Below are 12689 nucleotides of genomic sequence, written 5' to 3' on the forward strand. Positions count from 1 at the left end.
CCCCCGCCCAGCGCCTCCACGATGCCCGGCAGGATCACGCCCGCTGCCTCCGGCTGGCGGCTTGGTATCGCCGCCGCCTGTCCTGCGGGGAGCGCGCGATGCGCGAGCGGCACGATTGGGCGCTCGGTCAGGCCCGCAGGCTTCGCTTCCGCTTCCCCGGTCAGCTTTCAGGAGAGGTCGCGTGAACGACAACCTCGCCCGTCGCAACGTCCTCGGCGCCGTGCTGGCCGCCATGACCTTGCCTGCCTTCCCCGCGCTCGCGGCTCCGGCCTTTCGCGGCGACGACACGGCCCGCCTGCCCGATCATGCCGCGTTCTGGACCCGGATGCCGTTGCCGTTCACCCCGGCCGACGCGTGGCACCTGCTCTCGCCCACCACGCAAGCCGAGATCGGCGCCGCCGTTATCGGCATGGCCCTCGCGCAGTACGTCCACGGCGACAGCATGGCCGAGGCCGATTGCTTCCATGACGACGCCCTCCGGGACGCCGCGAGCGAGGTTGAGCACGACATCCTGAACCGCATGGATGATCGGCTCTGGACCCTGTTCCCCGATTTGTACGGGCCGGACGGTGACCACCCCGCCTGGGCGATCAATGCGGGGATGGTGTTCCCACTTGGCGCCAGCCCCTCTTAGCCGCCCGGCATCTGAACTCCTGAACCACTGAAGCCCCGAACCCACGAAGCCCTGTCACGAGCCCCCACCGGAGCCCGAACGATGACGCACGCCCGCATTCCCGATTTCAGCCAGCCCGTCCCGGTTCGCATCACCGTCGAGCCCAGCCGCAGAGGCACAGCCGACCGCCGCTTTCGCAACATGCCCGATGAGCCGCAGCCCGGCGCCATCGAGCCCTGGCAGGCTGTGGCCCCCGTCCGCCCCGACACCGCTCACAGCCGCGCCCCGCGCTTCCTCGACGTGACGGGCGAGTTCCTGACCGCCGCCATCCTCATCGCCGGGGGCGTGTTCGCCTACGGCTTCATGCCGCCGCTCTGACCCGCCGCCATCGCGCGGCGCAGACCCGCCGCGCCTCCCCTCGGTCCCATCCCCTCGGAGGTTGCCATGCCCCTATCGAACCCATTCCGTCGTGCCGCTGATCGCCCGACCCTTCGCGAGCGCGCCGCCGACCTGAAAGCCGGTTTGTCCCGTGCGATCCGCCAACCCGCGCCGGAACCGGCCAGCGAGCCAGAGGCCGCGCCTGTCGATGACCTCGCGGACTTCGCCAAGATCGAGTTCGGCGCCTATACCTTTGAGGACCCGGTGAAGTCTGTGCAGGAATGGGGGGTTCGGTTGAGGCCGCACGCCATGGCGATGCACTTGGCCGACCGCACCCTCAGGATGACAAAGCCGGAACTGATCGCGTTCATCCGCGAGGGGGGCGAGCGGGACGCGGAGACCCCTGCCGCGATCTTCCATGTCCTCGACGCGGCAGGCGAGACCTTCGAGGGGTGGAGCAATCTGCTTAAGCTGGCGCACGCCCGGTTCATCATCGCAGGGGCGGCCGAGTTCGCTGGGGAGGCGGCCAACGCCCTAGCCCCCGAGACCGATGCCGCGACGCCTTCTGCGCCAGATTTCACAGATCAGGTTCTACAGGCAGGCGGTACGGGCGACGTCCTCGCCGCCAGCGGCATCGACCATCGCGACGGGACGGTCTCCTATGCCGACGCCACCGGCACGGTTGTCCGCCGTCCCATGTCGCACTGGATCGCCTTCAACGCCCAGCAGATGCACGGCCGGATACAGGCAGAGATCGGCCGCAGGCGCACCATTGAGGCCAACCACCTGCCCGCCGACGATCATGCCGCCTGGGAGGCCGGAGTCCGGTGCGAGCTGCGCAGCGATGCCGTTCACGCTCTTGCCTTCCGGCACGTCCGCGCGTTCGAGGCCGCCGATGCGATCAGCGCCGGGGTCGAGGCCGCTAGGCGCGATGGCCGCGACGCCGAGTTGCTGACGCTCGCCCCAGTGTGGGAGGCGGCGGCCGATCTCCACCAGCAGCGGATAGACGAGATGGAGGCGGTCGTTGAGGCGGCCGATCCGGACGGATGGCCCGGCCGTGCCCCGGAAGGATCGGGCCCGGATTGGCAGGCGTGGTTTCGCCAGAAGGAGGACTGGCGCGAGCGCTGGGGTATCACGGCGGCTGAGGAGGCCGCTGGCGACGCCGGCACCGCCCTGCACAAGATCGAGCTTCGGATCGCCGAACTACCCGCCGCTTCGTTGGCCGGGCTCAAGTTCAAGGCCCGCGTCGCACAGAGCAGCGACGATATCGGCGTGGACTGGCCAGACAACCTCGGAGCGGGTCTCGTGCGGGACATCCTGGCGATGACCGAGACACGGATCGCGCAACCCGATCCGGCCTATTCCTACCTCGTGGAGCGGATCGACTTCGCGTCGGCCACGATGAGCGAGTTGCTGACCATTCGGGATGTCGCGGATTGCGTCGGCAGCGTCGCCTACGCCCAATCGTGGGCGACGCGCTGCCACCGTGGGAAAAACGCCTGGGGGAACCCCGAGTACAACGCCGCCGGCAAGCTGATGGCATCGGTTGGCGACGCGCTGACAGCCGTGGAGAGCGCGGCTGAACGGGAGGCGCATAGGCGCAACCCGAGCAATCAGGCCGAGCGCGAAACCCGCCTGTACATGCTGGCCCCCGCTGCCATCGACAACGGCGCCCCCGATGAGATCGAGGCGTTCGCCCGCGAGCTGCTGGCCCACGCCGAAGCCGAGCGCGCGAGGGGCTAACCGCCCCTCCCTTCCTGTCGCCGTGCGTACCGCCCCGGCCGGTTCCTGCCGGGAGACTACCCCGTCTCCCCCAACACCGAGACCAAGCCCATGTCCAAAATTGTCCCCTTTCCGGGCCAACGGAAGCTGCCCGCAGCCCAGCCGATCCCGCGCGAGGAGTTCGAGCGGCTGGCCGAACTGGCCCTCGACATCGTGGACCGCATCGTCGCCATTCTGGATGATCAGGACGGCGACCCCGACAGGGAGGACGGTGGTGATGCCGAGCCAAGTCTCGGGGCCCCTGAGGGGCATGTGAGCCAGATCATCTGGCTCCGGGGTGGGGATGAGGACCGGGAGCAGGGCTGATGCCGACCGCGCTTCCTGCCTCACCGCCGCGAGAGCGCCGGCTATCCCTGCCGCAGACTGCGCGGCTCCTATTCCTCGTCGCGCGGGTCCGCCTGTTGGATCTGCGACTCGCCGGGCTCGACAGCCGGGCGGCCCGGCGCGGCCAAGATCCTCACGGGCCTACGCTGCTGCGCCTCGTCCGGCACTGGCTGGCGATCCATGAGCGGATCGGCGCCCTTCTGCCGGGGGTCCCGGAGCCGCCTCACGTTCAGGAAGTCCGCGTCGTCCTTGGCTTCATGAGCAAGCGCTGCGATTGACTTAACGGCTACGCCCGGCCGACATGCCATGTCCGGCTATGTCTCGTCTCGCACGAGTCGCCGGGAGATCAGGAGACACCGCCGCCGCAAGTCGACCCCTGAAAAGCCAACGGGCCCCCGGTCGCCAAACCGAGAGCCCGTCGAAATCAAAAAGGGCCTGTGAGGCCACTCGCAACTCCTCACAAGCCATGAGACGCCCCTAGGCGTCAAGCGGGAACGCCAATTCCCGCGATGATGAGGCTTTGCCTTGTGGACCGGACGCCCTCGCGGCGGCCCGGAACGACCTGTTGCGGCCCGTTGAGGGCCGAGAACCATGGTTGCGGACGAAATTCGCCGGGCGATTGAGACGGCGACCCGACTCACCCTGCCGACTGTCACGGCGCTGCTCTGGCGTGCCTATGGCGAGGAGCGGATCACGGAAGCCGAGGCCGAGGCGCTATCGGGGCTGATTGAGGCGCGGCAGGTTTCCGGCTCGCGACGCGGCGAAAATGCCGGCCAATCCGGCATTTCAAACCTGAGTGCCGCACAGGTTTTGCGCTCCCCCGATCCGGGGACCTCAAATGCCCCTGGTGAGGGCATTGCCATGTTTTCCGATAATCAGAGGACTACGCCAGATCGCCAGAGAAGCCCCAGGACGGGCGCAGGCTCGCGGCCGGTGTCTGGTGCCAGTCTTGAACGCCGTCGCCGCTGGGCGGCCTCGGGGCGCCTTCCTCCTGCCATCGCCACACGGTTCAGCCTCGCCGAGCAAGCTGCGTTGGCGCTGATCGCCGCCGAGACCACGAGGAAGGGCGATTGCCGGCTGGCGATTGAACACCTTGCAGCGGTCGCAGGCGTCTCCCGCTCGTCGGTCAAGAATGCGATCCGCGAGGCCCGCAAGCTCGGGCTGCTGACGGTCGAGGAGCGGCGCGTCACCGCCTTCCGCAACCTGCCGAACATCGTGCGGATCGTTTCGCTGGAGTGGACGGCCTGGCTGCGGCTCGGGCGGAAGGGGGTAACGGATCGTGCCCCCCTTGGACGTGAGGTGATGAAACGCCACCCCATCACCTCAAAGGGGGTGGTGAACCGCCACCTCCCTCAGGGGGGTGGGGTCAAATCCGTGACCGGCACGCCTACTCAGATTTCAAAACAGGGAAAAACGAGGACGGAAGGGCTCATGTCGAGGCCGCTTGCAAGAGCGAAAGCGTTACCGCGAGGAGCGTCGCGGATCGCAGGCGCATGAGGCCGTCGCTGTGCTGTAGAGGGCGTAGCGCCGGCCACATGCTCATGATGGGGAGGTGCTGCCGAGGGGCAGCGGATGACGTGAATGCTGAGCCTCTCACAACGCGCGCCGCGGGTCGCAATGACGCAGCTCGGCCGTAACGGTATGCAAGTAGTCAATCTGCACTATCGAGGTTGAGCTATACCAATGCCGCCCCATCAGATCCGACCCTTGCGATGATTACGGAACCGACTGCGCTTCCTGTACTGAACGATGTCGCGGCGGATCAGGCTCCCCCCGGCCTGCCACCGCAAATCCAGAAACATCTCGGAGCTCTGCTCGCGGGTGTCTACGAACAAGAGGTCGTCGAACCGGAGGCGACTGATCCCTTTGTCGATCTCCTGGCGAGACTCGACCTCGCGCTCGGGCGGGCAGAAGATCGCGCCGACGCTGAGTTTCGTCGGCTTCTTGTCACCGTAACATCAGCCCTGCGGCGGTTCGCCCTTTCGCTGACCCACGACCCCGTAGCGGCCGATGACTTGGTGCAGAACACCTGCCTGCGAGCGTGGAAGAACAGGGGCCGCTTCGAACCGGGCACGAATTTCGAGGCGTGGACCTTCACCATCCTGCGCAACCAGTTCTACAGCGACCGCCGAAGGAGCCGTGAGGTGCAAGACGAAGAGGGCGGCTACGCTGCACGCCTAATTTCACTGCCCGATCAGGCCGGGCACCTTGACCTCCAAGATGTCCAACTCGCTCTCGCACAGCTCCCGCCTCACATGCGCGAAGCGCTGATGCTCGTGACGGTCGAAAATCTGAGCTACGAGGAAGCCGCTGCCATCATGGGCTGTCAGCTCGGTACTGCTAAGAGCCGCGTCTCGCGGGCCCGTAGTCACCTCGTGCAGATGCTTGGCTTCACCGGCGACGAACTCGGCAATGACGCCATCATGCTCTCAGCCATGGGCCGCCCTGCCGAGGTCGAGAGCTGACTCAATAGTCGCGCTGCCAGGTGATCCTGTTGGACTGGAAGCGGGACCAAGCGATCCCGTAGGGTCTGGTACGATCACGTGACGGGAGAAGTGCGGGTAAGAAGGCTGAAGCCCACGCGCTTCCCTCTAGGCTGCCGCCCCCCGGATCGATGGACGTCTCGCCAACTCGGTCCCGCGGCTCCAGCCCGCCTCGGCGTCGGGATTACGAGGCTCACGTCCCCGCGGAGCATGTCCATCGACGAAGCACACCAACAGCGTCAGGACGAGCCAGACACGGGCACACATGAACGCAACTCTTCGCACACCGAGCCGTCGCTGTGCGCCGGAATGGTTGCCACGAGGTTGCGGAACAGCCCCGTCGATCCGGGATTGGCAAGGGACGTCGAGGGATAAAGAGGATAACCCATGATCCGGAGATCAATCGCCACCGTCGCCCTCGCTGTCGTCCTGTGCGGTGCGGGCGTACCTGCGCAAGCAGCTGAGGGAAGCGATACGCCGGCCAGTGCCGCGCCGAAGCCAGCGGCCGACACGAAGGACCCCGGCAAGACGGCGACGGAGGCGGTGACGAGCCCGTCGGTCGCGCCAGCGGCCAAAGGGCCAAACGGCGTTGGGGTATCGTCGGATGGCGGCAGTACCAGCGGGCGCCCAACGCCAAGTTCGTCACCAGCCCGCTGACAACCATGATGCGGATGACCGACATGGAACTCGGGATCTTCTTGGCAGCCGCGGTACCGGGTCTCTCCCTGCCTGCCGCCATCGCGTGGTGGAAGGGACGCTGATCCGAACGATGTGATGCGTCAGTGCGTTGGACGCATACAGCGACGCGTTGATCGCTCCGAGGGAACGCCATGCCTATCAGAACACTCGCTCTCGCTAGCGCCTTCGCTGTGGCTCTCACAGGCACCGCGTGCGCACAGACCCGCGCCGGCGGTGGCAGCGCCGAGGGCAACATGAACAGCCCGGGCAGCGTGAAGAGCGAGTCGCAGAAGATGAACGAGCAGTCCGGCGGTGCGATGCGCACCGGGGCTCCTGGCACGAGCGGTGGTCCGCCAGTGAGCACGCCTGGTGCAGCGGCGGGCAGCGGCATGGGGAACGGGGCTACGGGGAGCGGCGCTGCTCCGAGCGGGAAGTAAACGGGGCAAGTGATCGCTGCGAGCGCCTCTGCAGGAGGAGGCGGCACTCAGGGATCATCTGCTCTCAGAGATAGTTAGGCCCCCATCGCAGCGGTCGAGCGTGCCCCATCAGGTTTGCTCCCGCTCGCGAGCGCCGGTCGCCGTGTTCTCCCCGTTCACGCGCGGCCGGCGCACCTAGCCGTAAGGCCCACCGAACAGGTCGCCCAACGCCTTTCGCCTGAACAGCGTGAGCCACCGCCGGCGCCGATGCTCAGGTCGGTCATGGATCATGTGGCAGCGCTGACAGAAGGCTGCGAGGTTGGCGCTCGTGTTGTCGGCTGTGTCGTGGTTACGGTGGGCCGTCGCGAGTACGACGCGTGTGGCACGGATCGTCGCTAGCACATCGACGGAAACCACGGGGTCAATCGAGCGACCGCCCCCATCACGCCAGGAAGCCGCCTGCGCGTCCCACCAGCGGCCGTCGCCAAGATGCCAGACGGTTTGCCCGTGCGGACGCCGACAGCCGTCACAGCGCCCGCCTGCGCGACGGAAGCGGATCACCGCCGACAGCTGCGGCCAGTCGATGGGGTAGAAGAAGCGGTGCTCGCGCCGGATCGGCATGGCGGGATGATGCGGTGGCTGGCTCGAAGCGCAGCCATACGACGTTCCTCGCGGTCATACAGCCCTGAGCGGATGCTGTTGAACCAGACAGACCGATCAGATGGTGGCGTGCGTCGCGCCTCGTGACCCACCGAGGCTGACCTGCCGGCGAGTGCCGCCGCCATGGATGCCGTGGCTCGGTGCTGCGTAGGGCCGCCGGGATAGATCATGGAGCTGATCACCGACGAAGCCACCTGCGCGACGCAGGCTCATGGCCTCGCAGGTCGCGGCAACCCGCACGCCGATCTGGTGAGTGTGGCTCCGGCCATACAGCCAGATAGCGAGCTGTGCCCGGATCGCCTCCGGGATGCCGTCCAGCAATCCTGAGAGCATGGCAGGGTCTGCGCGTGCGATGCGTGCAGCGAGGTCGAGCGAGACGGGGCAATCGCTGGCGAAGTCGGCGGCGGTGACTGAGCGGACCTGGTTCACGGGTTCACCCTCGGAGCTAAGCGTTTCGGGTAGAGGCAGGTCATGCCGATTTGGGGCCTGGGCGGGGGATACAGATCTCGACGGTCTGACCGGTGAGCGGGTTCAGGATCAGCATGGTGACGCCTCTCGACGGGATCACCGGGAGAACCCGAAAGCCGGGCGAAGGATCAGGGTTGGCCCGAGCAATTGGATGGGTTTGGTCAACCATCGGTTAACTCTGGCGCTGGGACCCATCGAGCACCCCACAGCTCTGCATCGGGTTGCACGTAGGCTTCACATTCTGCGGGTCCGCAGGTGGGCGATTGGCCTTCGAGGCGACAGCGCGACCATAGCCAAGCCTACGGTCGTCCGGTTGTGATCGCGCCAGATGGAATGAGGCTGCTGATGCCGAGCCTAGCCGGGAGAAAGGATAGAAGCCCCCCGACTCGCCCTGACGTGCTGGTTCCGAAGGAGGTTGCGGCCGAGTGGGGTTGCTCCGAACAGCACGTCCGCAACATGGTCAATCGAGGCGAACTCGGACACTTCCGCCTCGGCGGGAAGCTGCTCAGGATCCCCCGTTCCGCCATGGATGAAGTTGAACGCGCTACGAAGGCGCCTCGGCGCGATAGGGGGAAATAGACCTGTGCCGAAGCGCAGTCCCGAGGATGCTGCCTCCACAGCTCCCGTTCGCGCGGAGGTCGTCCCCCGGCGCGGTCTCAGTCGGCAGGAGGCGGCCCGCTACGTCGGGATCAGCACCACCAAGTTCGATGACCTTGTGCGCGAAGGCGAGATGCCCCAGCCCTTTCGGATCGGCTCCCGCACCATCTGGGATCTACGAAAACTGGATGCCGCCTTCGACCTCCTGAGCGGTCCGGAGGAGCCGAACAGCTTTGCCGATTGGAGTTGAAGCCCGTTCCCGGCCAAAGGTGGCAGCGTTGAATACATCCTTCTCGACAGCGGCAGACTGACAGCTATCTTGGCAGAATGCGCTATGCTCTCGCCGTTGCTCTCGTTCTCGTCGGCTTTCAAGCCAATGCGCAAGGTGCCGATTGGGATTTCGACAAGTTGGGCGACCTGACGTGTTCTCAGTTCTCGGGACTGTACGGCACCCCCAATTACCTGAACGCTTCGCAGGCCCTCTCAGCCTATCTGGAAACGACTGGACGGGCTGGTGAACGGCTGGGTAGTGCGTGCAATCAAATGGACTACGTGAAGGTCAGATGCGCGCAGTCGCCATCCGCGAAAGTAAAAGACGCTGTGCGATCTCTTCTAACGCGGGCGCAACGGGGTGAGAAACTGCCCCGTATCCCTCAGTGCGGGGCTTAAGCATCAAGCGAACATGCTTGCCGCATAGCGAAGGTCATCCGCCTTCGCCCGCTCGCCGTGCCTTTGCCAGATCGCAGCTGTCTCGGCCGCGTCGCCGTGCGAGTTAATCGTGACGTGCATGTCGCCGCCCTTGTAGCTCTGCTGCTTCACGGAGTTGTCGTTGGTGGTCGAGCCGACCGGGGGGGCCGTCAGGAATTGGCTCGGATCAAACCCCTGCGTCGCAGCCCCGATACCCCGAGCCTTGTCGGCATCAATCCGTCCGACCCCGATACCCTGCATCCGGCCAATGCCGACCCGCGCGGCGCCGTGCCAATCACCCCACCCGCGCTTGGCCGCCTCCTTCATGGCGAAATCGATCTGTGCTTTCCACGTCGTCGGGTCCCGAGCGTCTAGGCCGGTCTCGCGAGTGAATTTGCTCCCGAGCCCGTCCGCCGTGTTGCGGCCTCGCCCTGGATAGTGCAGCTGAAAATCTCCGAACGAGGTAGGCGCCCCGCTCGCATCAGGGTCCCCAGAGTAGACGTTAAAGCCCTCACTCTGCGCGACGCGCAGCGCGGTCTCCGGGTCGATACCATTCCGCTTTGCCGCCTCGCGGATGTAGGCAGCACGCTCCTCCTTCGAGGCCGCGTGACCGACGCCGGTCCCCTTGCCGATGCCGAGGGCTCGCAGCGCGCCACGACCCAAGCGCTTCGCTCGATCCCAGGCGCCTTCGCCGCCGCCGCTTGCCCCCCCGCCTACACCAGGAAGCTCGTCGCCGGGGTTGAGCTGTCCATCAGGTCGACCGCCAGTGCCGTTTAACGACTTCGAGGGGTCGCCTAGTCCGATGAGGGCGCCGCCGACTGCGGCGGTCCCGAGGATCGGAATTCCAAGCGCCGCGAATAGGGGGGCCAGCAGGACGAGGAGCGGCTTGAGCTCTTTGAGAACGCTGGCGAATGCCCCTGTGATCTTGGCGACGAACACGGTCGCGACGAACACGGCGAGCGCTTCGAGGGCTTCCTTGATCTTGTCCGTATCGGCGACCCACTTCCCGGTGGCCTCATCGATATGGCCGAACGTCGAGAGCAACCCGTCGATGAAAGCTTTCGCCTTGTCGCTGGTAGCGAGTTCGAGGAGCGCCTTGGAGAACCCTAGGACGAGCTGCGTGATCTTGGACAGGATTTCAGCGATCTGATCCCCGTGCTGTTCGAGAAAGGTATTGAACCCCTTCAGGTTGTCGCCAACGTCCTTGAAGATCTTTGAGGCGGCCTTCTCGCCGATGACGTTGATGGTGTCGAACATATCCCGCAGCGCGTGTTGCAACTGCTTGGCGTCGTCCGCCGCCTTGTCGGGGTTGAACCCCATGCGGGCATACTTCGCCCGCTGCGCCGCCTCCTCGCCAGCCATCCGAGACGGGTCGGTCGCCCGCCACGTCTGCTCCGAGACGCCCATCTCCTGCATGTAGAGGAGCTGCTGCTCATAGGGCTTGCCGCCGACGCTGCGGCGGAATTCCTTGTAGAGTTCGGTGGCCCCCCGGATGTTGCCCTTGGCGTCGCGCGCCTCGACGCCGACGCTCCGCAAAAATGCAGTGTAGCCCTGCGGGTTCGAGCGCAGCCGCGCCGCAAAGTTCTCTAGGTCGGAGAGCGCGCCGCCGGCCGTCCCGCCGAGTTGCGACACGGCCTGAGAGAACACCCGCAGATCCTGGACCGATGACCGGGTGCGCTCGCTGGCATAGGCCATGGCCTCCAACTTCGCAGCGACGAGCGTGGCATAGCCCGCCATCGCGATGGTGAAGCCCTCGATAGCGACGGCGGCCGTCGAGGCGACGGTGACGAGGCCGCGCATCGCCTTCGTGGCGCGCTCGGTGCGCTCCTTCTGTTTCTTGTCATACTCCTGCTCAAGCTTTTCCCGGTTCTTGAGCGAGTCTTCCTGATCCTTAAGGGCCCGCTTCATCTTCTGTTCGGAAGATGAGTCAACGGCGAACCCGATGCTTACTAGAAATTCCTTGATGATGTCCGAGGCCATTGTCTCGATCCCCGCCTATTGCTGAAATTCAATGAGGGCTTTGGGCAGGAAGCCGTCGCCGCTGGCCGCCGCGCAGTACAGGGTGTCGAACCACTCGCTGCCGCGCATGTTGCCGGTACGGTCCACGCCATAGACCCGGTATCGGCCATCGGCCGCGATGCTCGGGAGCTTGGCAGTGTTGGGGTTCTCGTAGCCGAATGACGGGTCCGGTGCCGCACGGTCAATGGACGACTCGTCAATCTTGACGATGCGGTCCTTGTACATCGCGGGGTTGATGAGCGTGCGGACGATGATCCCGTTGAAGGTCTGCGTGGCGCGGCCCACCATGCCGGTCTGGCTATTCAGGGCCACATCACCGCCGGGCAGGGCCTCGGTCTTATGGATGACGTTGAGCTTGCCTGAGTTGAAGGACCAGTCCGCGCCGATATCCCGCGCAACCCGGCGCATGATGTCCCGCGCCTGCCCGAACAGGGGCACGGACTGCGGGTACTTGAACCCGTCGTTGAGCTTCGGGGACATGAACCCCTTGGTAATGCCGTAGGGCGCGAACGCCTTCAGGCATTCATTGACGACATCCTGCCGGGTCGAGCCCTTGGGCAGGGTCTTGATGACCTGTCCCTTGATGTAAGCCTGATCGCCGTCACCGCAGAACAGGTCCACGAAGGTATCGGTGCCGTTGATCTTGCCGCGATTGCCTTGCTTGATCGTGCCCTTGAAGATCGCCCCGTAGTGATCCTGATAGCCCGCCTCCAAGATCACCGACTGGTTCTGTTGGCAGATCGCATTCTTGGTCGAGTCCGCGAGGTTCGTCAGCCGGATCTCAGCGACAGCGGGGGTCGCGACCCGCTTCTGCCGCACGAGGAATTCCACCTGCATGTCATCAAGGTTGAGGGTCTTCCCTCCGGCGATCAGGCGGCAGACCCGCAGATAGTTGTCGGCCATGGCTATGACCTCGCCCGTGCAGCTTCAGCCTCGGCGGCCTTGTGCGCCCGGCGGCGGTTCTCATCGCGGGCCGAGAGGGCGTCCACCATCTGGGCGACGTCTGCGAGGCGCAGCGTCCCATCGTGCAGGTCGCGGTAACTGCACATCGGCGGTTCGGCCATGACCGGCCACATGAGCCAGTCGAGGTTATCCGGGAGCCTCACGGGGCTATAGTCCGGCGCAGAAGACCGAGTTCGGTCAAACTCGATAGCGCTTCTGAAAAAAAAACTGTGATGGCCTCCCGGAGTACGGCGTAGCAGATCCGCAGGACATGGATCATTCGCAGGCTCGGCACGGCGGGGCTCTGGACCTCCAGGTCCCAAGTCGGCACCCACGCCTCACCATCCAGCATCTCCGTCGCGCCCATGCACCGCGCGATGACGTAGTTCGAGTCATCCTCGGACAGGTCGGCGAATGCCTTCAGGAGGGGAGCGCTCCCCTCGATTACACCCGCGAGCCGATCCACCTCAGCGACTTCTTCGCCGTCGCCGGCATCGGCGAGCGCGAACATGAAGGTGCTGGTGTTCTTCACGACCGGGGCCACCCGGCGAACGCAATGAAACTCCTCGGCCGCGCTCAGCGTCCGGTGCCGGAATGTGTCCGGGCCGATCATGAAGCGAGTGGGGGTGGGCAGGGTCAAGA

At 65.7% G+C, this 12689-nt stretch carries 16 protein-coding genes; 10 read left to right on the forward strand and 6 right to left on the reverse strand.

Features of this window, described 5'->3' with window-relative positions:
• From MKK53_RS08985 to MKK53_RS09020, 8 genes are all read left to right on the forward strand, one after another.
• Positions 1-185, forward strand: a 185-nt coding sequence (locus tag MKK53_RS08985; protein WP_243928354.1) for a hypothetical protein, incomplete at its 5' end; no start/stop codon positions are given.
• Positions 182-634: a hypothetical protein gene (locus MKK53_RS08990; RefSeq protein WP_243928355.1), complete on the forward strand. Its 453-nt coding sequence runs from the start codon at positions 182-184 to the stop codon at positions 632-634. The genes MKK53_RS08985 and MKK53_RS08990, both read left to right, overlap by 4 nt.
• Before the next feature lie 81 nt (positions 635-715).
• The gene (locus MKK53_RS08995) at positions 716-991 is read left to right on the forward strand and encodes a hypothetical protein (RefSeq protein WP_243928356.1); all 276 of its coding nucleotides are present in this window, start codon (positions 716-718) and stop codon (positions 989-991) included.
• A gap of 66 nt (positions 992-1057) precedes the next feature.
• The gene (locus MKK53_RS09000; RefSeq protein ID WP_243928357.1) at positions 1058-2734 is read left to right on the forward strand and encodes a hypothetical protein; all 1677 of its coding nucleotides are present in this window, start codon (positions 1058-1060) and stop codon (positions 2732-2734) included.
• A gap of 90 nt (positions 2735-2824) precedes the next feature.
• A complete protein-coding gene (locus tag MKK53_RS09005; RefSeq protein ID WP_243928358.1) occupies positions 2825-3079 on the forward strand; it encodes a hypothetical protein in 255 nt (84 codons plus the stop codon).
• Complete coding sequence (locus tag MKK53_RS09010) at positions 3079-3375, forward strand: hypothetical protein (protein WP_243928359.1); 297 nt, start codon at positions 3079-3081, stop codon at positions 3373-3375. The genes MKK53_RS09005 and MKK53_RS09010 overlap by 1 nt, the downstream gene beginning before the upstream one ends.
• Before the next feature lie 313 nt (positions 3376-3688).
• The gene (locus tag MKK53_RS09015) at positions 3689-4594 is read left to right on the forward strand and encodes a helix-turn-helix domain-containing protein (protein WP_243928360.1); all 906 of its coding nucleotides are present in this window, start codon (positions 3689-3691) and stop codon (positions 4592-4594) included.
• 215 nt (positions 4595-4809) lie between these two features.
• The gene (locus MKK53_RS09020; RefSeq protein ID WP_243928361.1) at positions 4810-5562 is read left to right on the forward strand and encodes a sigma-70 family RNA polymerase sigma factor; all 753 of its coding nucleotides are present in this window, start codon (positions 4810-4812) and stop codon (positions 5560-5562) included.
• A gap of 1307 nt (positions 5563-6869) precedes the next feature.
• On the opposite strand, the gene MKK53_RS09030 is transcribed toward MKK53_RS09020, so the two are convergent.
• Both MKK53_RS09030 and MKK53_RS09035 read right to left on the reverse strand, forming a co-directional pair.
• The gene (locus MKK53_RS09030) at positions 6870-7295 is read right to left on the reverse strand and encodes a hypothetical protein (RefSeq protein WP_243928363.1); all 426 of its coding nucleotides are present in this window, start codon (positions 7293-7295) and stop codon (positions 6870-6872) included.
• 96 nt (positions 7296-7391) lie between these two features.
• A complete protein-coding gene (locus tag MKK53_RS09035) occupies positions 7392-7763 on the reverse strand; it encodes a hypothetical protein (protein ID WP_243928364.1) in 372 nt (123 codons plus the stop codon).
• A gap of 384 nt (positions 7764-8147) precedes the next feature.
• Between MKK53_RS09035 and MKK53_RS25710 the strand changes: the two genes are divergently transcribed.
• Complete coding sequence (locus tag MKK53_RS25710) at positions 8148-8381, forward strand: helix-turn-helix domain-containing protein (protein WP_409564296.1); 234 nt, start codon at positions 8148-8150, stop codon at positions 8379-8381.
• Positions 8382-8385: 4 nt separating this feature from the next.
• Positions 8386-8649: a helix-turn-helix transcriptional regulator gene (locus MKK53_RS09040; protein WP_243928365.1), complete on the forward strand. Its 264-nt coding sequence runs from the start codon at positions 8386-8388 to the stop codon at positions 8647-8649.
• Between the two features lie 422 nt (positions 8650-9071).
• Here the strand turns inward: MKK53_RS09040 and MKK53_RS09045 are convergent, their stop codons facing one another.
• Genes MKK53_RS09045 through MKK53_RS09060 form a run of 4 tightly spaced genes read right to left on the reverse strand, consistent with a single transcriptional unit; the run spans position 9072 to position 12687 of the window.
• Complete coding sequence (locus tag MKK53_RS09045; protein ID WP_243928366.1) at positions 9072-11066, reverse strand: hypothetical protein; 1995 nt, start codon at positions 11064-11066, stop codon at positions 9072-9074.
• A gap of 15 nt (positions 11067-11081) precedes the next feature.
• A complete protein-coding gene (locus tag MKK53_RS09050; protein ID WP_243928367.1) occupies positions 11082-12008 on the reverse strand; it encodes a phage protein in 927 nt (308 codons plus the stop codon).
• A gap of 2 nt (positions 12009-12010) precedes the next feature.
• Positions 12011-12211 carry a DUF6889 family protein gene (locus tag MKK53_RS09055; RefSeq protein ID WP_243928368.1) on the reverse strand — a complete coding sequence of 67 codons (201 nt, stop codon included), beginning with the start codon at positions 12209-12211 and terminating at the stop codon, positions 12011-12013.
• Entirely contained in the window at positions 12208-12687 is a 480-nt protein-coding gene (locus tag MKK53_RS09060; RefSeq protein WP_243928369.1) for a phage tail assembly chaperone, read from the reverse strand. Before MKK53_RS09060 ends, MKK53_RS09055 begins: the two co-directional genes overlap by 4 nt.
• Between the last annotated feature and the right edge of the window lie 2 nt (positions 12688-12689).

Source organism: Methylobacterium sp. J-076, assembly GCF_022829405.1.
In the GTDB taxonomy this organism is placed as follows: Bacteria; Pseudomonadota; Alphaproteobacteria; order Rhizobiales; family Beijerinckiaceae; genus Methylobacterium.